The 23,691-nt window shown below is 41.1% G+C and carries 21 protein-coding genes and 2 rRNA genes; 9 read left to right on the forward strand and 14 right to left on the reverse strand.

The genetic code is table 11. The features are described 5' to 3' along the window. Window positions 1-10: 10 nt before the first annotated feature. The 3 genes from MKX47_RS14975 to MKX47_RS14985 form a co-directional block, all read right to left on the reverse strand. Window positions 11-2,938: ribosomal RNA gene (locus MKX47_RS14975) — 23S ribosomal RNA — on the reverse strand. 215 nt (window positions 2,939-3,153) lie between these two features. Beyond that, window positions 3,154-4,706 (reverse strand): 16S ribosomal RNA (locus tag MKX47_RS14980). Together the 16S and 23S rRNA genes form the textbook arrangement of a ribosomal RNA operon. A 321-nt stretch (window positions 4,707-5,027) precedes the next feature. After that, window positions 5,028-5,918, reverse strand: coding sequence for a DMT family transporter (locus tag MKX47_RS14985; protein ID WP_340775647.1), 891 nt, complete (start codon window positions 5,916-5,918; stop codon window positions 5,028-5,030). A gap of 141 nt (window positions 5,919-6,059) precedes the next feature. Here MKX47_RS14985 and MKX47_RS14990 point away from each other — a divergent pair, with 141 nt between their 5' ends. Both MKX47_RS14990 and MKX47_RS14995 read left to right on the forward strand, forming a co-directional pair. Beyond that, on the forward strand, window positions 6,060-6,779 hold the full coding sequence (locus MKX47_RS14990) for an MgtC/SapB family protein (protein ID WP_340775650.1): 720 nt from the start codon (window positions 6,060-6,062) through the stop codon (window positions 6,777-6,779). A 16-nt stretch (window positions 6,780-6,795) separates the two neighbouring features. Beyond that, the gene (locus MKX47_RS14995; protein ID WP_340775654.1) at window positions 6,796-7,785 is read left to right on the forward strand and encodes a cation diffusion facilitator family transporter; all 990 of its coding nucleotides are present in this window, start codon (window positions 6,796-6,798) and stop codon (window positions 7,783-7,785) included. A gap of 59 nt (window positions 7,786-7,844) precedes the next feature. On the opposite strand, the gene MKX47_RS15000 is transcribed toward MKX47_RS14995, so the two are convergent. The 3 genes from MKX47_RS15000 to yugI all read right to left on the reverse strand — a co-directional run bounded on the left by MKX47_RS15000 (window position 7,845) and on the right by yugI (window position 10,951). Beyond that, complete coding sequence (locus MKX47_RS15000) at window positions 7,845-9,008, reverse strand: iron-containing alcohol dehydrogenase (protein ID WP_340775657.1); 1,164 nt, start codon at window positions 9,006-9,008, stop codon at window positions 7,845-7,847. Window positions 9,009-9,094: 86 nt separating this feature from the next. Next, the gene (locus MKX47_RS15005; RefSeq protein WP_340775658.1) at window positions 9,095-10,339 is read right to left on the reverse strand and encodes a Glu/Leu/Phe/Val family dehydrogenase; all 1,245 of its coding nucleotides are present in this window, start codon (window positions 10,337-10,339) and stop codon (window positions 9,095-9,097) included. 237 nt (window positions 10,340-10,576) lie between these two features. Beyond that, window positions 10,577-10,951, reverse strand: a complete 375-nt coding sequence (gene yugI, locus MKX47_RS15010) for a S1 domain-containing post-transcriptional regulator GSP13 (RefSeq protein ID WP_340775660.1) — start codon at window positions 10,949-10,951, stop codon at window positions 10,577-10,579. Window positions 10,952-11,199: 248 nt separating this feature from the next. On the opposite strand from yugI, the gene MKX47_RS15015 reads away from it, so the two are divergent. Then, complete coding sequence (locus tag MKX47_RS15015; RefSeq protein ID WP_340775663.1) at window positions 11,200-12,528, forward strand: sodium-dependent transporter; 1,329 nt, start codon at window positions 11,200-11,202, stop codon at window positions 12,526-12,528. Between the two features lie 129 nt (window positions 12,529-12,657). Further along, window positions 12,658-12,864: a helix-turn-helix domain-containing protein gene (locus MKX47_RS15020; protein ID WP_340775666.1), complete on the forward strand. Its 207-nt coding sequence runs from the start codon at window positions 12,658-12,660 to the stop codon at window positions 12,862-12,864. 38 nt (window positions 12,865-12,902) lie between these two features. On the opposite strand, the gene MKX47_RS15025 is transcribed toward MKX47_RS15020, so the two are convergent. Next, window positions 12,903-13,163, reverse strand: a complete 261-nt coding sequence (locus MKX47_RS15025; RefSeq protein ID WP_340775669.1) for a DUF1871 family protein — start codon at window positions 13,161-13,163, stop codon at window positions 12,903-12,905. 82 nt (window positions 13,164-13,245) lie between these two features. Between MKX47_RS15025 and MKX47_RS15030 the strand changes: the two genes are divergently transcribed. Continuing rightward, the gene (locus tag MKX47_RS15030; protein WP_340775673.1) at window positions 13,246-14,412 is read left to right on the forward strand and encodes a MalY/PatB family protein; all 1,167 of its coding nucleotides are present in this window, start codon (window positions 13,246-13,248) and stop codon (window positions 14,410-14,412) included. A gap of 54 nt (window positions 14,413-14,466) precedes the next feature. Here MKX47_RS15030 and MKX47_RS15035 read toward each other — a convergent pair whose 3' ends face one another. Continuing rightward, window positions 14,467-14,700, reverse strand: a complete 234-nt coding sequence (locus tag MKX47_RS15035; protein ID WP_340775675.1) for a hypothetical protein — start codon at window positions 14,698-14,700, stop codon at window positions 14,467-14,469. A 23-nt stretch (window positions 14,701-14,723) separates the two neighbouring features. Beyond that, on the reverse strand, window positions 14,724-15,311 hold the full coding sequence (locus MKX47_RS15040; protein WP_340775677.1) for a peptidylprolyl isomerase: 588 nt from the start codon (window positions 15,309-15,311) through the stop codon (window positions 14,724-14,726). Between the two features lie 229 nt (window positions 15,312-15,540). On the opposite strand from MKX47_RS15040, the gene MKX47_RS15045 reads away from it, so the two are divergent. Beyond that, a complete protein-coding gene (locus MKX47_RS15045; RefSeq protein ID WP_340775680.1) occupies window positions 15,541-16,758 on the forward strand; it encodes an MFS transporter in 1,218 nt (405 codons plus the stop codon). 55 nt (window positions 16,759-16,813) lie between these two features. Next, window positions 16,814-18,667 (forward strand): transglycosylase domain-containing protein, encoded by a 1,854-nt coding sequence (locus MKX47_RS15050; RefSeq protein WP_340775683.1) that lies wholly within the window; start codon window positions 16,814-16,816, stop codon window positions 18,665-18,667. A 48-nt stretch (window positions 18,668-18,715) separates the two neighbouring features. Here the strand turns inward: MKX47_RS15050 and MKX47_RS15055 are convergent, their stop codons facing one another. Together MKX47_RS15055 and MKX47_RS15060 are read right to left on the reverse strand one after the other, a co-directional pair. Continuing rightward, window positions 18,716-19,276 carry a YufK family protein gene (locus tag MKX47_RS15055; RefSeq protein WP_340775685.1) on the reverse strand — a complete coding sequence of 187 codons (561 nt, stop codon included), beginning with the start codon at window positions 19,274-19,276 and terminating at the stop codon, window positions 18,716-18,718. Window positions 19,277-19,374: 98 nt separating this feature from the next. Then, on the reverse strand, window positions 19,375-19,578 hold the full coding sequence (locus MKX47_RS15060; RefSeq protein WP_340775687.1) for a uroporphyrin-III methyltransferase: 204 nt from the start codon (window positions 19,576-19,578) through the stop codon (window positions 19,375-19,377). Between the two features lie 310 nt (window positions 19,579-19,888). Here MKX47_RS15060 and MKX47_RS15065 point away from each other — a divergent pair, with 310 nt between their 5' ends. Next, on the forward strand, window positions 19,889-20,365 hold the full coding sequence (locus tag MKX47_RS15065) for a VanZ family protein (protein ID WP_340775690.1): 477 nt from the start codon (window positions 19,889-19,891) through the stop codon (window positions 20,363-20,365). 137 nt (window positions 20,366-20,502) lie between these two features. On the opposite strand, the gene MKX47_RS15070 is transcribed toward MKX47_RS15065, so the two are convergent. Continuing rightward, on the reverse strand, window positions 20,503-22,005 hold the full coding sequence (locus MKX47_RS15070; protein ID WP_340775693.1) for a leucyl aminopeptidase: 1,503 nt from the start codon (window positions 22,003-22,005) through the stop codon (window positions 20,503-20,505). A 160-nt stretch (window positions 22,006-22,165) separates the two neighbouring features. Between MKX47_RS15070 and MKX47_RS15075 the strand changes: the two genes are divergently transcribed. Further along, entirely contained in the window at window positions 22,166-22,639 is a 474-nt protein-coding gene (locus tag MKX47_RS15075) for a divergent PAP2 family protein (protein WP_340775696.1), read from the forward strand. Between the two features lie 49 nt (window positions 22,640-22,688). On the opposite strand, the gene MKX47_RS15080 is transcribed toward MKX47_RS15075, so the two are convergent. Then, on the reverse strand, window positions 22,689-23,015 hold the full coding sequence (locus MKX47_RS15080) for a YuiB family protein (RefSeq protein WP_340775700.1): 327 nt from the start codon (window positions 23,013-23,015) through the stop codon (window positions 22,689-22,691). Between the two features lie 141 nt (window positions 23,016-23,156). Next, window positions 23,157-23,657, reverse strand: a complete 501-nt coding sequence (locus MKX47_RS15085) for an NUDIX hydrolase (protein ID WP_340775702.1) — start codon at window positions 23,655-23,657, stop codon at window positions 23,157-23,159. Window positions 23,658-23,691: the final 34 nt, after the last annotated feature.

Here is a 23,691-nt window from a genome sequence, read left to right on the forward strand (position 1 = left end):
TCGTAAACATGTGGTTAAGTCCTCGACCGATTAGTATTCGTCAGCTACATGTGTCGCCACACTTCCACCTCGAACCTATCTACCTGATCGTCTTTCAGGGGTCTTACTTACTTGCGTAATGGGAAATCTCATCTTGAGGGGGGCTTCATGCTTAGATGCTTTCAGCACTTATCCCGTCCACACATAGCTACCCAGCGATGCCTTTGGCAAGACAACTGGTACACCAGCGGTGTGTCCATCCCGGTCCTCTCGTACTAAGGACAGCTCCTCTCAAATTTCCTACGCCCACGACGGATAGGGACCGAACTGTCTCACGACGTTCTGAACCCAGCTCGCGTACCGCTTTAATGGGCGAACAGCCCAACCCTTGGGACCGACTACAGCCCCAGGATGCGATGAGCCGACATCGAGGTGCCAAACCTCCCCGTCGATGTGGACTCTTGGGGGAGATAAGCCTGTTATCCCCGGGGTAGCTTTTATCCGTTGAGCGATGGCCCTTCCATGCGGAACCACCGGATCACTAAGCCCGTCTTTCGACCCTGCTCGACTTGTAGGTCTCGCAGTCAAGCTCCCTTATGCCTTTACACTCTGCGAATGATTTCCAACCATTCTGAGGGAACCTTTGGGCGCCTCCGTTACCTTTTAGGAGGCGACCGCCCCAGTCAAACTGTCCGCCTGACACTGTCTCCTACCCCGCTAAGGGGCATGGGTTAGAAGTTCAATACAACCAGGGTAGTATCCCACCGACGCCTCCTTCGAAGCTGGCGCTCCGAGATCTCTGGCTCCTACCTATCCTGTACAAGTTGTACCAAAATTCAATATCAAGCTACAGTAAAGCTCCACGGGGTCTTTCCGTCCTGTCGCGGGTAACCTGCATCTTCACAGGTACTATAATTTCACCGAGTCTCTCGTTGAGACAGTGCCCAGATCGTTACGCCTTTCGTGCGGGTCGGAACTTACCCGACAAGGAATTTCGCTACCTTAGGACCGTTATAGTTACGGCCGCCGTTTACTGGGGCTTCAATTCGCAGCTTCGCTTGCGCTAACCACTCCTCTTAACCTTCCAGCACCGGGCAGGCGTCAGCCCCTATACGTCACCTTACGGTTTTGCAGAGACCTGTGTTTTTGCTAAACAGTCGCCTGGGCCTATTCACTGCGGCTCTCGTGCGCTTGCACGCTCAAGAGCACCCCTTCTCCCGAAGTTACGGGGTCATTTTGCCGAGTTCCTTAACGAGAGTTCTCTCGCACACCTTAGGATTCTCTCCTCGACTACCTGTGTCGGTTTGCGGTACGGGTACCTCCCACCTCGATAGAGGCTTTTCTTGGCAGTGTGAGATCAGGAACTTCCTCCATACGGAGTCGTCATCACAGCTCAATGTTACAGTACGCGGATTTGCCTACGCACACACCTTACTGCTTGAACAGAGACAACCAACGCTCTGCTTACCCTACCCTACTGCGTCCCCCCATTTCTCAAACGGTGGGGAGGTAGTACAGGAATATCAACCTGTTGTCCATCGCCTACGCCTATCGGCCTCGGCTTAGGTCCCGACTAACCCTGAGCGGACGAGCCTTCCTCAGGAAACCTTAGTCATACGGTGCATGGGATTCTCACCCATGTTTCGCTACTCATACCGGCATTCTCACTTCTAAGCGCTCCACCAGTCCTTCCGGTCTGACTTCAACGCCCTTAGAACGCTCTCCTACCACGCATACCAACGGTATGCATCCACAGCTTCGGTGAATCGTTTAGCCCCGATACATTTTCGGCGCAGCGTCACTCGACCAGTGAGCTATTACGCACTCTTTAAATGATGGCTGCTTCTAAGCCAACATCCTGGTTGTCTAAGCAACGCCACATCCTTTTCCACTTAACGATTACTTTGGGACCTTAGCTGGTGGTCTGGGCTGTTTCCCTCTTGACTACGGATCTTATCACTCGCAGTCTGACTCCCGTGTATAAATATCCGGCATTCGGAGTTTGTCTGAATTCGGTAAAGCGAGATGCCCCCCTAGTCCAAACAGTGCTCTACCTCCGGTATTCTTCATCACGAGGCTAGCCCTAAAGCTATTTCGGAGAGAACCAGCTATCTCCAAGTTCGATTGGAATTTCTCCGCTACCCACACCTCATCCCCGCACTTTTCAACGTACGTGGGTTCGGACCTCCAGTAAGTGTTACCTCACCTTCATCCTGGACATGGGTAGATCACCTGGTTTCGGGTCTACGACTACATACTAATTCGCCCTATTCAGACTCGCTTTCGCTGCGGCTCCGTCTTCTCAACTTAACCTCGCACGTAATCGTAACTCGCCGGTTCATTCTACAAAAGGCACGCTATCACCCATTAACGGGCTCTAACTACTTGTAGGCACACGGTTTCAGGTTCTATTTCACTCCCCTTCCGGGGTGCTTTTCACCTTTCCCTCACGGTACTGGTTCACTATCGGTCACTAGGTAGTATTTAGCCTTGGGAGATGGTCCTCCCGGATTCCGACGGAATTTCACGTGTTCCGCCGTACTCAGGATCCACTCTGGAGGGAATGACTTTTTGGCTACAGGGCTGTTACCTTCTCTTGCGGACCTTTCCAAGTCGCTTCGCCTAAATCATTCTTTTGTAACTCCGTATAGAGTGTCCTACAACCCCAAAGAGCAAGCTCTTTGGTTTGGGCTCTTCCCGTTTCGCTCGCCGCTACTCAGGGAATCGAATTTTCTTTCTGTTCCTGCAGGTACTTAGATGTTTCAGTTCCCTGCGTCTGTCCTCATCACGCTATGTATTCACGTGTAGATACTATCCGATTAAAGATAGTGGGTTCCCCCATTCGGAAATCCCCGGATCAAAGCTTACTTACAGCTCCCCGAGGCATATCGGTGTTAGTGCCGTCCTTCATCGACTCCTAGTGCCAAGGCATCCACCGTGCGCCCTTATTAACTTAACCAAAAGTTAAACTTACTTAAAAAGTAAGATTTTAAGGATATTGCACGATCAATTTCTTGATCTATGTTTGTTTATTACTTATCAATGTCGTTTTATCCAGTTTTCAAAGAACAAAGTTTTGAAGTATTTCATTCAACTAAGAATGAACCTTCAAAACTGAACAGCAAACGTTAATGAGCCCCTTCTCCAAGAGAAGGTTTCCGAATATATCCTTAGAAAGGAGGTGATCCAGCCGCACCTTCCGATACGGCTACCTTGTTACGACTTCACCCCAATCATCTATCCCACCTTCGGCGGCTGGCTCCAAAAGGTTACCTCACCGACTTCGGGTGTTACAAACTCTCGTGGTGTGACGGGCGGTGTGTACAAGGCCCGGGAACGTATTCACCGCGGCATGCTGATCCGCGATTACTAGCGATTCCGGCTTCATGTAGGCGAGTTGCAGCCTACAATCCGAACTGAGAACGGTTTTATCGGATTAGCTCCCCCTCGCGGGTTGGCAACCGTTTGTACCGTCCATTGTAGCACGTGTGTAGCCCAGGTCATAAGGGGCATGATGATTTGACGTCATCCCCACCTTCCTCCGGTTTATCACCGGCAGTCTCCTTAGAGTGCCCAACTAAATGATGGCAACTAAGAACAAGGGTTGCGCTCGTTGCGGGACTTAACCCAACATCTCACGACACGAGCTGACGACAACCATGCACCACCTGTCACCGTTGTCCCCGAAGGGAAAACTGTATCTCTACAGTGGTCAATGGGATGTCAAGACCTGGTAAGGTTCTTCGCGTTGCTTCGAATTAAACCACATGCTCCACCGCTTGTGCGGGCCCCCGTCAATTCCTTTGAGTTTCAGTCTTGCGACCGTACTCCCCAGGCGGAGTGCTTAATGCGTTAGCTGCAGCACTGAGGGGCGGAAACCCCCCAACACTTAGCACTCATCGTTTACGGCGTGGACTACCAGGGTATCTAATCCTGTTTGCTCCCCACGCTTTCGCGCCTCAGTGTCAGTTACAGACCAGACAGTCGCCTTCGCCACTGGTGTTCCTCCAAATCTCTACGCATTTCACCGCTACACTTGGAATTCCACTATCCTCTTCTGCACTCAAGTTCCCCAGTTTCCAATGACCCTCCCCGGTTGAGCCGGGGGCTTTCACATCAGACTTAAGGAACCACCTGCGCGCGCTTTACGCCCAATAATTCCGGACAACGCTTGCCACCTACGTATTACCGCGGCTGCTGGCACGTAGTTAGCCGTGGCTTTCTAACAAGGTACCGTCAAGGTAGCGCCAGTTACTACGCTACTTGTTCTTCCCTTGCAACAGAGTTTTACGAACCGAAATCCTTCTTCACTCACGCGGCGTTGCTCCATCAGACTTTCGTCCATTGTGGAAGATTCCCTACTGCTGCCTCCCGTAGGAGTCTGGGCCGTGTCTCAGTCCCAGTGTGGCCGATCACCCTCTCAGGTCGGCTACGCATCGTTGCCTTGGTGAGCCGTTACCTCACCAACTAGCTAATGCGCCGCGGGTCCATCCTATAGTGATAGCAAAACCATCTTTCAACTTTAAACCATGTGGTTCAAAGTATTATCCGGTATTAGCTCCGGTTTCCCGAAGTTATCCCAGTCTATAGGGCAGGTTACCCACGTGTTACTCACCCGTCCGCCGCTAAATCATAGAGAAGCAAGCTTCTCTATTCATTCGCTCGACTTGCATGTATTAGGCACGCCGCCAGCGTTCGTCCTGAGCCAGGATCAAACTCTCCATAAAAGTAGTTTGAAAGCTCATTTGCTTTGCTAGCGATTCTAACCGTTATGTTAGAAATCATTTTTGCTCCATTTAAGAAGCTGTATTCATTAACGTTGCTTGTTCAGTTTTCAAGGTTCATGTTATAAAAAGGAACTTCTCTATGTTATCATCCAATTAATTATTATGTCAATAACATTTCCCCTTTAAGTTTCACCGCTTCATAAGCGACTTTACTAGTATACATTACCATGTTCTCAAAGTCAATAACTATTTCAAAATATTTTTCACAACAGCCATCCTTTTGAAGACAAGTACTAATATACCTCAAAAGGATAACTAAAATCAAGCTTTTTTAATAAAAAACTTTTTCAAATCTAATGCAAACAGCAAAATTCCAGCTAAAACAATTAGACCACCAATAATTTGTGTTGCTGATAAATATTCTTCAAAAATAAAAATAGCTAAAATTGCCGCGCCAACTGGTTCAAATAATATCGCGATTGAAATAACATTAGTACTAACCCACTTCAATGACCAATTGAATAAATTATGTCCCAATAAATTGGGGATAATGGCTAGTAAAATAAACCAAAACCATTCCATTGCTGGATAAGGACCAAATGATTCACCCTTAGCAATAATATAAAAGAATAATGTAATCGTACTAATAGAATAAACAACCATTGTATATGTCACTAGAGACAATCGCTTACGAACATCTTGTCCAAATAATAGATAGCCCGTCACAAGTGCACATGCAACCAATGCTAATACGTCTCCGTATAAAGCCGAACCACTGATTTGAAAATCGCCCCAGCTGATGAGGACACTCCCTAGAATGGCAATCATACCCGCAACAATGGTTTTCAATGTAATCTTTTCTTTAAAAATTAAATACGTACCGATAAATGCAAATAACGGTTGCATCGTTACAAGAACCGTTGAACTGGCAACAGATGTATAGTTCAATGATTCAAACCACAATATAAAGTGGAATGCCAAAAATACGCCGGCAATTGCTGAAAATAGCCAATCTCTCTTTGATAGCGTTTTTACTTCATGGCGATAATTCATTAAAAACCAGGGTAGCATGATTAATACCGAAAAGAACATGCGATAAAATGCAATAACTCCTGCGTCGGCATTGGCCAGTTTTACAAAAATCGCAGAAAGGGAAACAGAAATAACGCCAATAAAGATTGGAATATATGGATGAATGGGTGGTTTAGTCAAATAACGCCCCTACTTTCTAGTGATTTGTTTTTTCCACGAATACTTATTTTACCCGTTCCAATAATAGAAAACTATAAAAAATAAAGGATTTTTCACCCGTGAGTTCGAATCTCGATATATACATAAAAGGAGATGGACTTCATGGAATGGTTAACCGCAGATCAATTTACACTCGAAATTTTGTTGAAATTATTGATTGCAGCAACACTAAGTTTAATTATTGGAATTGAGAGGGAATTAAAAAAGAAGCCGGTTGGATTAAAAACGAGCATGGTCATCGCAACATTTAGTTGCTTATTAACAATTATTTCAATTGAAACGGCTTATTCAACACCGGCGCGTCCAGATATTAATATTACAATGGACCCTTTACGTTTAGCTGCACAAATTGTTAGTGGTATCGGATTTTTAGGTGCGGGTGTTATTTTGCGGAAGGGTAATGATAGCATTACAGGGCTTACTACCGCTGCGATGATTTGGGGAGCGGCTGCCATTGGTATTGCTGTAGGGGCTGGTTTTTATATTCAAGCCTTTATTACCGTTGTTATCGTTGTTATCGGAATCGAAGTCATTGCGCCACTTCTGATGCGATTTGGCCCTAAACGATTACGTATGCGCGAAGTAAAACTCGTTGTGATTACGGAACTAGCAGAGAATATCCAAGAGCTAATCGATTATATGAAATTGCATGGGATGTATATTGAAAATATTTGCATTCGCGACATACCCACAAATGAAAAGCTTTTACATGAAATTGATATGCGATTTTCAACAGTAGAGGCAAATCATACACTCGTACTTTATAACCGACTTCGCGAATTGCCATTTGTAACAAATATTAAAATCGAATACTTAGATTAACGGAGGCGAATTGTCTATGGGAGAACTATTTAGCTTATTAAAAGGTGGGAATCGCCCTTCCTTTTTAGCTGCACTTGTAAATACTTTTTTAGGTGTCCTTAAGGGCGTGGCGTTTTTCTTCACTGGAAATGTTGCAATGTTTGCAGAAATGATGCACTCATTCGGTGATGCAGCGAACCAATTTTTCGTATTTATTGGCTCAGCTTTATCGAAAAAAGCACCGACACAGCGATTTCCAAACGGTTACGGACGAATTGTTAACCTCGTTTGCTTAGGGGCTGTATTAATTGTTGCCATACTTTCCTACGAGACCATTAAAGAAGGGTGGCATCATTTCCTACATCCAGCAACTGAATCATCTGGCATATGGATTGCTTTAGGGGTACTTACAGTCGGGATTCTATTAGAATTCACTGTTTTGCATAAGGCAGCAAAAGAAGTGTTACATGAAGTTGGCGTTGAATCAAAAGGGGTTGCCATTATTCAGTCAGCAGCTTATTTAAACCGTGCAAAACCTGCGACAAAGCTTGTTTGGATGGAGGATTTAGTTGCAACATCCGGTAATGTGCTCGCATTTATAGCGATTGTCATTGCTCACTTTACTGGTTTTTATCGTTTAGAGGGGCTTGTGTCGATGATTATCGGCCTAATGATGTTTTACGTAGTCGGTCGTGTGTTTTTAGATAATGCCCGTGGCGCAATTGGAGAAACAGATGAGGAAATGCTCGTCCACATCGGCAACCTAGTAATGGAAGATCCAAATATTAAAGATATCGCTCGTTTAGAAGTCATTAAAGAAGGTGAGTTTTTACATGTTGAGCTTGTAGCGGAAACAGATCCGAGTTTATCGCTCGCCTATTTAGATGACGTACGAGATCATCTCACGGATTTACTTTTAAATCAAAAAGGCGTTACGAAAGTGACAATGGCCTTTGACGAGGATGATGGGGAACGTAGATGGCTACACACGGCGATGAAGGCTGAAGAACAAAAAGGAATGATTTAAAAGATTCCATATAATAATACAGAAGGGCTATCCAGTATTTGACTGGATAGCCCTTTAGCTTATAGTGACATGTCTAAAATTGCTCGTACATCCGATGCTTGGAGCTTATTAAAGTTACCGAATGGACCATTGACCATACAGTGCCCAACAATTTCATCAAAATAGGCTGCATCAATATTGTAGTCTGCTAGGCGATTTGGTGCACCAATTGACGTCCAAAATGCCGATAATGCCTCAATGCCTTCCAGCGCTAGTTGCTCATCTGTTTTGCCAGATGGGTCGATGCCAAAAACATTGGTCGCAATCTTTGCAAAGCGTGCCGGATTGACATGCACATTATGCTTCATCCAGTTGGGGAATAGGATTGCCAAACCACCTGCATGTGCAATGTCATAGTATGCTGACACCGCATGCTCAATATTATGCGTTGCCCAGTCTCCGCGCGAACCAAGTGATAAAAATCCGTTTAATCCAAGTGTACCGGCAAGCATTAACGTTTCGCGGTAGTCATAATTAGTAGGATCCTTTAAAGCTTTTGGCGCAACATCGATTAAAGTACGTAAAATGCCTTCACTCATTTCATCTGTAATGGGCGTGTTAGATGCGTTGTTAAAATATTGTTCAAAAATATGTGACATCGTATCCACAATCCCATTTACCGTTTGATTTGTAGGTACAGTAAATGTATAAGCAGGGTCTAAAATTGAGAATTTAGGGAAACAGACGGGGCTACCCCAACTGAACTTTTCTTTCGTTTCTAAATTGGTAATAACCGAGCCCGAGTTCATTTCAGATGCAGTTGCGGCTAATGTTAATACCGTTGCCAATGGGAGCCCCTCCTTAGGCAATACCTTTTTCAAAACGATATCCCATGCGTCCTCCTCTACCTTTGCCCCAGCTACAATAAGCTTCGCACAGTCAATGACAGAACCACCACCAACAGCAAGTACAAGATCAATCTGATGCTCTTTACAAATCGCGATTCCTTTTCGTGCCGTTTCAACACGCGGATTCGGCTCAACACCCGCTAATTCAAATACATGACAATTTAAGTCATTTAAAATCGCCATGATGTCATCATACACACCGTTTGCCTTAATGCTTCCTCCACCATAGACCATTAAAATATTTTTCCCATACTGCGGTAGCTCTTTGCGCAAATAATCAATACTACCCTTACCGAAGTGAATTTTTACTGGATTATAAAATGAAAATTTGTTCATGAAAACCCCTCCTTCAATACGATTTAATCATGATTCTACTTTAGAAAAAGTCTCACCTCTACAATAGAAGTGAGACTAACGATTACTTATACCCAGCCACGGAAGCGTGATGCTTCTGCTGTGCGGCGTACCCCTACCATATATGCTGCTAAACGCATATTGATATTACGGTTTTGAGCTGTCGTATAAACATTGTCAAAAGCCGTTACCATTTTTGCATATAATTTTTCACGTACTTCTTCTTCTGTCCAGTAGTAGCCCATGTTGTTTTGTACCCACTCAAAGTAAGATACCGTCACACCACCTGCTGATGCTAAAACATCTGGCACCAAAAGAATGCCACGCTCTGTTAAAATTTTTGTCGCTTCTGCTGTTGTTGGACCATTTGCCGCTTCCACAACGATGTTTGCTTTAATATGATGTGCATTATCTGCTGTAATTTGATTTTCAATTGCAGCAGGAACTAAAATATCACAATCTAATTCTAATAATTCTTTATTAGAAATCGTATTTTCGAATAATGTTGTCACCGTTCCAAATGAATCACGACGGTCTAATAGATAATCAATATCTAAACCGTTCGGATCATGTAGAGCACCGTGTGCATCTGAAATACCGATTACTTTTGCCCCTAAATCACTCATAAATTTCGCTAAGAAACTACCTGCATTACCAAAGCCTTGAATCACCACACGCGCACCTTTAATATCGATACCACGCTTTTTGGCAGCTTCTTCAATTACAATCGTAACACCCTCTGCAGTTGCACGATCGCGCCCTTGCGAACCACCAAGTACAATTGGCTTACCAGTGATAAAACCTGGTGAGTTAAACTCGTCCATACGACTATATTCGTCCATCATCCACGCCATAATTTGCGCATTTGTAAATACGTCTGGCGCTGGAATATCTTTTGTTGGCCCTACTACTTGGCTAATGGCACGTACATAACCACGGCTCAAACGTTCTATTTCATCCATTGACATTTCACGTGGGTCACAAATTACGCCGCCTTTACCACCACCATACGGAAGATCAACAATGCCGCACTTTAATGTCATCCACATAGAAAGCGCTTTCACTTCCTCTTCACTAACCATCGGATGGAAGCGTACCCCGCCTTTTGTTGGTCCTACTGCATCATTATGCTGTGCGCGGTAACCAGTGAATACCTTTGTTGTACCGTCATCCATTTTTACTGGAATGCGTACAGTTAACATACGAAGTGGTTCTTTTAATAATTCGTACATCGCTTCATCATAGCCTAGTTTATTTAGTGCTTCATGAATGACATCTTGAGTTGATGTGAACAAGTTTAAATTTTCAGCCATTGTTATTCGCCTCTTTAAAATTTAATGTTTTTGTGTCTTTCCGCCAACATTGTAACATACTTCAATATGACTTTGTTAAATAATTTGTCACATTTTGAACACTTTACTTATTTCGGTCGAAAATTACTAAAGATAGCGCTTTTTCGATAAATAAATCTACAATAGTACTAGTTTTTGTTTCAAAAACATAACAAAAGGATGTCCCAGAATAACTTCCTGGACATCCTTGTGCTGTCATTATTGGCCTGATTGCTCGATCCAATCTTTTAATTTGTTTTTTAAAATTTTAAAACCGTCTGCATCGACTTCATCCACGCGATCTTGCAAGGAACGTCTCGGATGCGACTCTTTTTTTCGATAATATGGTACTTCTTGTAGCTCACGAATCGAGAGACTAATCTTCTTTTGCTCTTCGTCAACTTCAAGTACCTTTACTTCAATGTCTTCCCCTACCGATAGAAAGTCATTCACATCTTTTACAAATCCGTAAGTAATTTCTGATATATGGACAAGACCCTGTGTCTGTTCATCTAAAGCAACAAAAGCTCCGTATGGTTGAATCCCTGTTACTTTACCGGTTAGTACGTCACCTACTTCAATTTTTTTTACCATACTTTGTTCCTACCTTCTTTTTTCATCAATACGTATATGTCATGTTAAATTATAACATATGATACCATTCGTAACAAAGAATCGACTTAATCAAGAATATTCCGTGTTCAAAGTAAGGAATTAACGACTCAAGCCGAAAAGATTGTGCGTAATTCCCTTTAAATTCATTACATTTCACAAAATATTTTGCCTTAATAGGAGATAATATTGTAAAATGAAAACTTGTACATTAATAAGGAGGGTTTCTTTTGTCATCTAGAGATCAATTTACATCTAAGATTGGTTTTATTTTAGCTGCTGCAGGTAGTGCAATCGGTTTAGGCGCGATTTGGAAATTTCCATACATGGCCGGCACAAATGGTGGCAGTGTTTTTATTTTATTATTTGTTTTATGTACAATTATAATCGGTTTACCTATATTAATTGCCGAGTTTATGATTGGTCGCCGTGGTCAAAAGGATCCGATTACTTCATTTAAAGAACAAGCACCAGGTAAGCCCTGGTATTTGATTGGTTGGATTGGTCTTGTCGCATGTGGGCTCATTTTATCGTTCTACAGTGTTGTAGGAGGTTGGATTTTAAGCTATATCGGACGAGCTATGACGTTTTCATTAACTGGAAATAATGTTGACTTTGGGGCACTGTTTTCAGATATAATCGCAAATCCTTGGGAAGTACTACTCGCACAGGCGGCGTTCATGCTTCTTACGCTATTGATCGTACAAGCAGGGATTAAAAAAGGGATTGAAACAGCGAGTAAGTGGATGATGCCACTGTTATTTATCTTCTTTATTTTATTATTCGTTCGTTCCATTACATTAGACGGTGCAATTGAAGGCGTTAAATTCATGTTCATTCCGGATTGGTCGTATTTAAATGGGGAAACATTAATATTAGCATTAGGTCAAGCTTTCTTCTCATTAAGCATTGGCGTTGCGGCGATGATTACCTATTCTTCCTATTTATCGCGTAAAGAAAATATTGTAAACTCTGCAGTAAATGTTGCGACAATGAATATCGCCATCTCCTTACTAGCAGGCTTAGTAATTTTCCCAGCTGTATTTGCACTAGGCTTCTCACCTACAGAGGGTCCTGGTTTAGTATTCATTATGATCCCAGCCGTTTTTGAGCAAATACCTCTTGGCGGCGTATTATTATTTGTGTTCTTCCTTTTACTATTATTTGCAACGGTTACTTCAGCGATTGCGATGCTTGAAGTCGTTGTATCCATTGGAATTCGCGAAAAAACACAGTCGCGAAAAAAGGTATCTTGGATTTTTGCAGCCGTTATTTTCATCTTAGGTGTTCCTAGTGCTTTATCATTCGGACTACTTTCGGACATTACAATTCAAAATCGTTCCATTTTTGATTTCGTCGATTATGTAACAAGTGCGATTTTAATGCCAATTGGGGCACTTTTAACATCCATTTTCGCAGGCTATCACTATTCGAAAAAAATCTCGCGTGAAGAAATGCAAACTTCACCAATAGTCTACAATATTTGGTACTTTATCGTTCGTTATTTAGCGCCGATATGTATCATTGCCATTTTCGTCAATAAAGTATTCTTTAGTTAATTACTCAAAAGGATTGTCCGAACACACTTCGGATAATCCTTTATTTTTTTAACAGCAAACACGTTTTCACAAACCGTCTCGCATAATATATGTAGAATACTAAAAAAACTATGAAAGGATGGATACGATATGCGGCTTTCACTTCATGAGCAATTAAAGCTTTTACGTTTAGAAAGGAAATTATCTATCTTAGAGCTTTCTGTGAAAACACAGCTAGGTATTGAAAAATTAACTGCCTATGAAGCAGGGGAACAAATCCCTTCCAAGCAATCACTATTTATATTATCAACTATACTCGAAGTACCTGTTTCGAATTTAGTCGATGGCTTAAACTAAAAAATGAGCACCCCTTTATTTTGGGCTGCTCGTTTTTATTAGATAATGCATTTTGCTTTAAATTTTTCTGCGATCAGTTTATATGAAATCGCGACACAGTCTTCAAAAGGAATCCATTGTTCGTATGAATATTCATAAACAGTTTGAATCACTTTTGCCAGTTCGGATGGGTCATCAATTCCTTGTAGGGCCGCTACGACATCAGCCGTTTCTGTCTCATAGCTTGCTGAGCCTAGATTAAATGGGTCCCAATCAAGCAAAAGCTGGACACACTTCTGATTCATTTCTATATTTTCCATAATATTCACCTAGCTACTCTTTTTCTGATAGTTAGTATGATAACATAGGTTCGAACAGATCATAAAGAAAAGAGGGTTATTAATGTCATTTTTTAATGAAATTCATGAGCGTAGCCATTCAAGTTCTATTAAATGGGATAAAATGGGCGAAATTTACAACTTAGAAGATACAACCAAGCTTTTACCAATGTGGATTGCTGATATGGACTTTCCAGCTCCTTCTATTGTAAGCGATGCCATTTCAGAACGCTTAAAACATCCAATTTTTGGTTATACGTATGAGAACTGTGAGGTTAAGGATGCGATTGTTCACTGGTATCAAACGCGTCACAACTGGACAATTGATTCTGATACAATTCTTTTCCAATCTGGCGTTGTTCCTGCAATTGCTACAATTGTTGAAACCTTCACGAAAAAAGACGATAAAATCGGAATGGCGACACCCGCCTATCCACCATTTTTCAATATTCCAGCTGCACAGCAACGAGAAGTCGTGACATGCGAGCTAACGGAACGAGATGGACACTATTCTTTAGACTTTGAAAAGCTTGAGCAGGTTTTCCAATCTGGCATTTCGATGTATATTTTATGTAATCCACACAACCCAATCGGCATTGTCTGGAGTCGTGAACAATTAGAGCAGCTCGTAGCCCTATGCATTAAGTATGATGTGTATTTATTGGCAGACGAAATTCACGCCGATATTTTAATTACGAAATGTTATACACCGACATTAACGGTTAAAGATGCAGATAAAGCAAAAATTATTACATGTATCGCACCGACCAAAACGTTTAACATCGCAGGGATTCATGCAGCGATGATGGTTGCACCGAACAAAGAAATTTTCGAAGCATTAGCCGCTCATACACAGGCACACGGGCAAATGGGCTTAAATGTTTTCGCTTGTACGACGGTTAAGGCTGTTTATACAAAAGGCGCCCCTTGGTTGGACGAGTTGCTTTCTTATTTAAGAAAAAATATGGACTATGTTGTCGCTGAATTAAATGCGCTACCAGGAATTCATGTTACGATCCCTGATGCAACCTACTTAATGTGGATTGATTACCGCGCAACCGGGCTTGATGAAAGCGAAATGATGCAGCGCCTTTTACATAAAGGCTTTGTGGCGCTTGACCCAGGAACGAAATATGGCAATGCAGGACAGGGCTTTTTACGTATGAATGTCGCATGTCCTTTTGATTTAGTGAAGCAAGGCGTGGAAGGAATTAAAAAAGCACTATTTTAGTAGTAAAAAAAGCGCCCCAAATTAGCTTGGGACGCTTTTTATTTAGTGCTTTTGCTATTTTTTCAATGTGCTTTCTTTGGCTAAGCGCTCATTACGTTCTTTTAAAGCACGATCTTCTAAGTGCTTTACCTTTTCAGCTTGACGAGCAGAAATTCGACGGAATAAAAAGAAAGTTGAAAAAACAATAATAATTAAAATCAAAAATTCGATTGCCGCTGGTAAATAAAGTGATTTATCTTCCGGGAAATATAGGAATCCCCCAGAAAAATTGATTAGAAAAGAATTCACCCACGAAACACATCCTTTAAAAATTAGTCAATTACAGTAATTGACTCAATTTTAACATCTTCTTTTGGTTTATCGTGCATATTTCGGTCAACGTTCGTAATTTTGTCAACAACTTCCATACCTTCAACAACTTGACCGAATACAGTGTGCTTACCATCTAACCATGGTGTACCACCGTTTTTCTTGTAGAATTCTACTTCTTCCTTCGACCAGCCGCGCACTTCCATTTGCTTTAACATAGAAGTTTCAACTTGAGGAGCTTGTACGATAAAGAATTGAGAACCGTTTGTGCCAGGACCAGCATTTGCCATAGATAATGCACCACGGATGTTTAATAATTCAGGAACACACTCGTCTTCGAATGTACCGCCCCAAATTGATTCGCCGCCCATACCTGTACCAGTTGGATCGCCACCCTGGATCATGAAGTTTGGAATAACGCGGTGGAAAATAATACCGTTATAGTAACCCGATTTTGCATGGCCTAAAAAGTTTTCTACTGTTTTTGGTGCGTGCTCTGGGAATAATTTAATTTTGATTGAACCCATAGTTGTGTTCATTTCTACCATTACTTCACCAGGATTTAGTTCTTTTGATAATTGTGGAAACATATTTGTCTCTCCTTTAAATAAATTATGAATGTTTGGGTATAGATAAATACGAATGTTTACATGAAAAATCAATTTCCGTGTATGCATTTATATTCTCCCATTGTTACCAAGTTTCAGTTTACCACAAGTTATGCAATATCTGCTATTAACTCGCAAAGCACTTTCTTCGGAATCCGAAATAAGTTATACTAAAATTTACTAACTAAATTTACGGAAGAATGTGATTTATTTGCAAAATATGAAACATAATTTCATCATCATTTTAGTTGCCAACTTTATCGTAGCTGCTTCATCGACTATGATTATGCCCTTTTTATCCTTATATATTGATACGTTCGGTAATTTTTCAGATAGTTATGTTCAAACTTGGGCCGGTTTAATTTTTGCGGCAACCTTTATTAGTGCACTGTTAATGTCTCCAATCTGGGGACGAATCGCCGATAAATATGGCTACAAGCCGATTATGATTATTAACTGCTTCGGGATTGCCACGAGTATTTTCTTAATGGGATATGTTGAAAATGTTGCGCAGTTTTTCGTCCTGAGGCTCGCCATGGGGATTGTAACAGGCTTCATTCCTACTTCTATGGCGTTTATTAGTAAACACACCCGAAAGGAAGTCGCCGGTAAAACACTTGGTACATTACAGATGGGCAGTGTTGGTGGGACATTATTTGGTCCTGTCATTGGTGGGATGATGGCCGATACATTTGGTTTTAAATATACGTTTATTATTACGGCTGTCTCCATTACAATTGCGGCAATTATTATTATCTTTGGGATTCACGAGCCTACAATTATCCGTAAAGTGAAAAATACCATTTATTCACGCAAAAATGTTATTTGGGCGATTTTTCATCACCGTCTCATTTTAAATGTCATGCTCGTCACGACATTAATTCAAATCGGGAACTTTAGTATTCAACCACTGTTATCACTTTACGTTGCAGAGCTCACGCGCACACAGGAAGTAGCCATGCTTGCAGGGGTGACATTTAGTGCTGCCGGGCTCGGTAATATCTTATTTGCACGCTTCTGGGGGAAATTGAGTGACCATCATGGCTACGAAAAAGTATTATCATTTTTACTGATTCTTGCTGTTGCTTTCATCATTCCACAGGCGTTCGTTACAGAGCTTTGGCAGCTTATTTTATTACGCTTTATGTTTGGGATTGTGTCAGGTGGGCTTATTCCTATTACGACCGCGCTTATTCGTCGAGAAGCACCAATCGAAGTACAGGGTGAGGTCATGGGCTACAACCAAAGTTTCCGTTTCCTTGGCAATATTTTAGGACCTGTGCTTGGTGGAATTGTCGCAAGCTTTGGGGGAATTCATTCGGTCTTTTACACAACAGGCTTGTTATTTTTAATTGCTTTTACTGTCATGTATTTACTACGCAAGCTCCCAAAACAATATATGGAAGATGTTTTAAAAGAACATGCTTAAAAGCAGCGCTCATTTATGGTACTCTTTGAGAGATACATTTATTGGGGGCTAATTTATGAAACAAGTTTTTGGCTACATGATTATCCTATGTAGCATCCCTTTACTACTTTTACTTGGAAGCGAAGTATTAAAAGAATTTGCAAAAGCACAACAACATGAGCAACTGATTGAAAAATCGATAACCCTTCCTGAAAATACAGTCTCGACTTTGCCGATCACCTTATACGATGCCAACAACGACATTTTTAGTGAAGAATATACAGAATGGTCACAGCCATTAACACTGGATGAAATTCCTAAAGTCGTAAAGGAAATTTTTATTTTGAGTGAAGATGAAGACTTTTATCATCACATCGGCTTTGATGTTAGTGCCATTGCGCGTGCATTTATTGCCAATAGTAATGAGCAATCCATTCAACAAGGTGGGTCGACAATTACGCAGCAGCTTGTCCGTATGCGTTATTTATCCGTCGACAAAACGTATGAACGAAAATTAATGGAACTATTTTATGCCTATGAGCTTGAAAAGGTCTACTCAAAGGAACAAATTTTAGAAATGTACTTAAACGAAATGTACTTCAGCAATCAAGTATACGGTATTGGTGCAGCCGCAACCTATTATTTTGACCGCCCGCTCGAAAAGCTAACGATACCAGAAATGGCGTTCATTGCAGCAATTCCGAATAACCCGTCCTTGTATGATCCATTAAAAAACTTCGACAACACGAAAGCCCGTCAAGAACGCTTACTTGATAAATTAGCCGAACATCAAGTATTAACAGTACAAGAAGCGGCTCTGCACAAGCAACAGCCAATTGAACTCCATGTCAAAACCAAAATTCAGCAGTACCCAAGCTATAGCACCTACGTTTTACAAGAGTTGAAATGGCTTATCGGTGAGCAAACAGGCTATCATGAAAAAATTGCTGCCACAACAGATAAAATGGAAAAAGAATTTTTACAGCTGGAGCTAGAAAAGGAAGTTAATACACTGCTAAAGCAAGGGATTCACGTCTATACAGCGCTTCAACCAACTAAGCAGTTACAAGATGAAGCCGCTATTAACGATATTTTATCTCGCTCTGAAATTCAGGCGAGTGCAACCGTTATCGACAATGAAACGCGCGAAATTGTCAGTATTTTCGGTGGCAAGGATTATCAAAAGCATGATTTACATCGTGCCTTTCAATCCCCTCGTCAACCAGGTTCTGCCTTTAAGCCACTTAGCGTATTTGCTCCGTATTTCGAAACAACAACAGCTACAAAAAATTCGATTGTTAGTGGCTCTCGCTATTGTGTAGGTACTTTCTGCCCTGAAAACTATGGCGGAATTTGGTACGGCAAAGTAACGATTGCCAAGGCCTTTCAAGATAGTATTAACACCAGTGCCTTAAGACTTTTTGATACGGTTGGCGTGGACACCGCCTTTTCTTATTTAGATCGATTCCAATTTCAATCAATTATCGATAAGGACCGTACGTATGCAGCGGCTTTAGGAGGGTTAACATACGGCGTTACCTCACTGGAATTAGCAGATGCTTACTCAAGCTTTATCGATGGTTTTTATGCACCAGCTCGGAGCATTCGCAAAGTAACCAATTTACAAGGGGAAACGCTTTATAGCTGGCAACACGAACGCGAGGAAATTTGGTCGGCAAGTACGGTCAACACGATTCGAGATTTATTAAATAAAGTTGTTACAAGAGGTACCGGTAAAGGATTATCTAGCAATTCAGGCTATATTGGCGCAAAAACAGGGACGACCAATCAGTTTAAGGACTATTGGGTTGCCGGCCTAACGAATGATTACACAGCAGCCGTTTGGATTGGTTATGATACACCACGCTCGATGCAGGCGATTGAAAAACGGAAAATTCATTTCTCTATCTTTAACGCCATTACAAATTAAAAAAGCTTGTTTGTCCAAGAGTCATTCTTGAAACAAACAAGCTTTTTCTTATGCAAAGGGTAAACTCGCTAAAATGCCGTTATACAGCTTAATCACCGCATAGACCACTAATGCCATAATGACAAACCATGTCATGACTTCAAAAAAGATTAAACCAATAACCCCCGTTATGGACATGTATTGACTCATTTTATAAACATTAAAGATGAAATAGCAAAAAACCGTTGCTAAGAAAATGACGACTAAAATAAGAAGCGATTGAATACCGATTAATGATGCAAATGCACCAAAGAAGAAAATCACATAGCCACCACGCGCCGCATGAATCGTTTGCCCCTCTTTATCCTTTGAAAAAAAGAGCATGCCCAGTTCATGAATGGTTTCACCAATTAGCTTTAATGCTGAAAAAAACATAAAAAACAAGAGCGCAAAAACAATTAGTAATACAAAGCGCAATTCTAAGTCCGATAAAAACTCACGCATTCCATTGTACACACCAATAGATTGAAATAATTGAAGTGATTCAGATACCGCAAATATACCGAATGTAAAGCTAAATAAAATAATTGTAAATAATGGTAAGTAACCATATAAATATGGGTTTTTCATAAACTAAATCCCTCAAAGCTCATAATATTTCTCTATTTATCATAGCTAACAATGGCAATGTGAGCAAGACTGTTCTTATGTTAAAGGTCATCTATGCCCTACCAATTGCGATGTCTGCGGTATGGTGGATAAGATGGATATGGTTGATATGGATACGGATAAGGATACGGTGGATAATAATAGTATGGTTGTGGATAACGGTTAAATGATCCCCCTAAAAAACTACCTAAAAAGCCCCCTAAAAATGGTGCGCCGAATGGTAAAAAACCACCGAAGCCACCATATGGATAACGATTCACCAATTGCCAAGCCCCCTCCCCTTTTTCCTAGCATATTCCACCTTAATTCCTGTCACTAGTTACTCGCCTAGACGATACTTCTCGGTGCTGGTGTTTCAAAAAATCGGGCAGAAAAAACTTGAGTTGGATTTTTCCAATTGCCTTTAAATAGGCTCATGCATAACCAATTTGGTTTTGCGAAATTATTTAAATGATACACCCTTGAAAACTTAGATGACCGAAGATTTCTTAAGACTACCTTAAGATTTTAATGACTTTCCCTTAAGATTTCTACGTTAGAATGAATGTAAACATGTTAGAAGGAGACCATTTGATGAGAAAATTTTTAAACATCGGATATTGGATTGTATTATTATTCTATTCCTATCTTTTAATCGAAACGGTATTTTTTGCACGAGATGCTAGACGAAGCGTTAACTTCATTCCATTTGACATGATTGCAGCGCATGGCTTTACATTAAATGTATGGGGAAATATTCTGATGTTTATTCCACTCGGGCTCTATGTCGCCCACTTTATGAAACAGTTTAAATTTTGGAGCGCCTTGGGAATCGTAATGGGGACAAGCTTTGCGATTGAAGTGCTTCAATATGTTTTTAAGCGTGGCGCAACGGATATAGATGATTTATTGTTAAATGCAATTGGTGGATTCATTGGTATTTTGATTCACCTACTATTTAGAGCACTATTGAAATCAAAAGAGCATGTACATATGGCCATTTCAACCCTTTCGCTTGTAGTAGGAATACCGATATTTTTATTAGCTATCATTCTTATTTTATCTAATTAAAATAGGCATCCAAGGATTAAATAGTTCAATGCATACCAAAAGCCAGCAAACACTAATAGAATCACGTTTGCTGGCTTTTCTCAGCTCTTTTTCAATTTATTACACTTTTAATAGCTTGTCCTACATGATTGAATTAATTATTCGTTATCGCGTAATTCTACTAATGTTGCTAACGTACGCACCATAACGCCCGTACCACCTTTAGGTCCTAATACATGTGGTGCGTCGGCGTCTGATGTGCCTGCGATGTCTAAGTGAATCCATGGCGTATTCTCTGCGAATTCCCCTACGAAGCCACCGCCGAAAATCATATGACCATCACGCCCTGGTGAGTTGTTTAAATCAGCTACATCTGATTTACGAATACGTTTTTTGTCACTTTCTGTTAACGGTAATCGCCATACGAATTCACCTGTTTCAATCGCAGCACCCATGAATTCCTCGAAAAATTCCTCATCATTCGTAAGTGCACCTGTTTTATCTTTACCAAGTGCTACAATAACCCCACCTGTTAATGTCGCCACATCGATTAAATAATCCGCGCCTTGCTGTTTTGCATAGGTCGTAGCATCGGCTAATACTAAACGCCCTTCTGCATCTGTGTTTAATACTTCTACTGTTTTGCCATTATACATTGTAATGACATCATCTGGCTTAAACGCTTCCCCTGAAACCATATTGTCTGTAGAGCCAATGACTGCAACCACATTTTGCTTTGGACGTGTTTCGCCGATAATGCGCATTGCACCGAGTACAGCAGCTGCACCGCCCATATCGCCCTTCATTCCAACCATGCCTTCACGTGGTTTTAGTGAATAGCCACCTGTATCATAGGTTACGCCTTTACCAACAAAGCCAATGACATCTTCCCATTTTGGCTTGCCTTGGTATTTGATCGTAATTAAGCGTGGCTCTTCCACCGAACCTTTATTAACCGCTAAAATTCCGCCCATACCAAGCTCTTCCATTTGTGCTTTGTTCAGCACTTCGATTTCTAAATCATATTGGTTCGCTAGCTCTGTAGCATAGTTAGCTAAATCCGTAGCCGTCAGTAAGTTTGGTGGTAAATTGATTAATGTACGCGCTTCATTTACTGCATCGGCATAAATTTTACCTACTTCGAAGTTTGCGACCACATCGTCCATTGCCGCCTCTGTTACGAATTGGATTTGGTCAAAATAAACATCAGCCTCATTTGAAGTTGTTTTATAGTTTTGTACAGAATAGTAGCCAAGATTTAGACCTTCCCCTGCTAGATAAGCAACTTCTGCTTCTTCTAATGTATTCGTTGTAAACGATTCTACCCAAAGTGCGACATTACCGATTTTGGCTGCTTTTAATTCTTTCCCCACTGTAGCGAAAACTTCACGTAATTCATTCGCTGATAGGTTTTTACGCTCACCTAAACCGACGAAGTACACACGCTTTAATGAAGCCTGTGGACCTGCATAAGGTAGCTTTGTAATTTTTTTAGCGTCAGTAGAAATTTCGCCAGAACGTAACCATGCGTCTACTGTTTCGCCGTAAAATTCGCTAAACGCTGACCAATTTTTCATTTGCTCACGGTGCTTTTGTACACCGATAATTAATGTTTCAGAAGTTTGTGTGTCAAATGTTTGTGCTGTATGTTCAATATTCATGAATTAATACCTCCTAAGGTTTACTTACATTATATACAAAACTATTAGTTCGGGAAACGAAACAACTCAAGTTTTTTGGGTGGAACTAATACATTTGATGTTAATAGGACAAAACAATTAATGCTATAATATTGTTAAAATTAGAAAAGTGGGTGTGATGATGGAACTGGTACAAAATACGCCACTTTGGCTGGGTGTCTTTGCCATTATTTTTGCACAAATCTTAAAAATCCCCATCAATTTTATTGTGACGAAGAAAATAGACTGGGGCTTACTTACTTCTACCGGTGGAATGCCAAGTTCACATTCTGCTGCTGTCACAAGTATCGCAACCGCTGTTGGTATAGAAACAGGCTTCGATTCCCCTACATTTGCGGTAGCGGCGATGCTTGCTGGTATTGTCATGTATGATGCTAGTCACGTACGCTTTCAAGCCGGTCAACACGCTGCAGTGCTCAATGAATTGCGCCACGACCTCCAATTATTCTTCAAAGAGATCAAGCGTTGGCCCGAAATGAATGAGCAAGAAAAAATTCAAGACTTAAAAACCTTATTAGGCCATAAAAAAAGCGAGGTCCTCATCGGTGGACTCGCAGGAATAGTACTATCTATAACTTGGTATGCGCTCATGTAAATTGAAAAACACGCCTACATTCATATTGTAAGCGTGTTTTTTAACTGGATTAAAACATTCGGTAGCCTGCTTTTCGAAGTGCAATCATAACAAAACCTGCTACAATTGCCCCACCCAAACCACCAGATAAAATTAAAATATCTACTAAATGCAGTGCTTGAGCTTTATCGACTAAAGCTGGAAATGCTGTTCCCGGCTTGAAAATATAATCTAAAAAACTCACATCATCAATAATAAAAACTACTACAACCGGATAAATCACGGCCATTAACCACGTCATGCGTAATAACATGTTTAATAAAAAACCAATTCCGAAAAACATGACAAAAAATAACACAACCGAAATAATTAATTGTACTAATGAAACGTCATTCATGTTATGTATACCCCCAATTATCTCTCATAATTTTACATGATTGGGGTTATGCTTTCAATTGCCCACCCAAAATAATGAAATTTAGAACAGAATTGTCAAAATTCATTCATATTGTCTTTGATTTTTATCATTTTGTAAGCGTTATTTCTTGAAATATAAATGATATTCGCTATAACCAAAAACATCGCCAGGATTAATATCCTCAATAATCGGGTGCATATGGCGCGCAACATGCTCCTGCGCCATTTCCTTTAGCATCACAGACGATAATTCATGCACCACAATATCACTTGGCGCCATCCAGCACGCTTCATGAATTTCCCGCTCTTGCAACATAAACGGTGCCAGCTCATCGACCGGTCGACAATAAAAAATCGCCATATTATCACTAATATCATTTAATATTACACCGGAGCGAAAACCAACTAACCCAACGACTTTACACATCACACCTGTTTCTTCAAGTACTTCACGCATTGCCGCGGTCGTTACCGTTTCAGCTTCTTGAACAAAGCCTGCCGGTAAGGACCAAACGTCCTTAAGTCCCCCATAGGTCTTTTTTACAAGTAACCATTCACCCTTTGCATTTTCTACAATGGATGCCACACCTAGCCAAACTTTACCTCGATCCTTTTTCGTCATTTGAATTCCTCCATATATGAAAAAACATGCAAAG

Origin of the sequence: Solibacillus sp. FSL R7-0668 (assembly GCF_038006205.1) — a bacterium.
GTDB lineage: Bacteria > Bacillota > Bacilli > Bacillales_A > Planococcaceae > Solibacillus.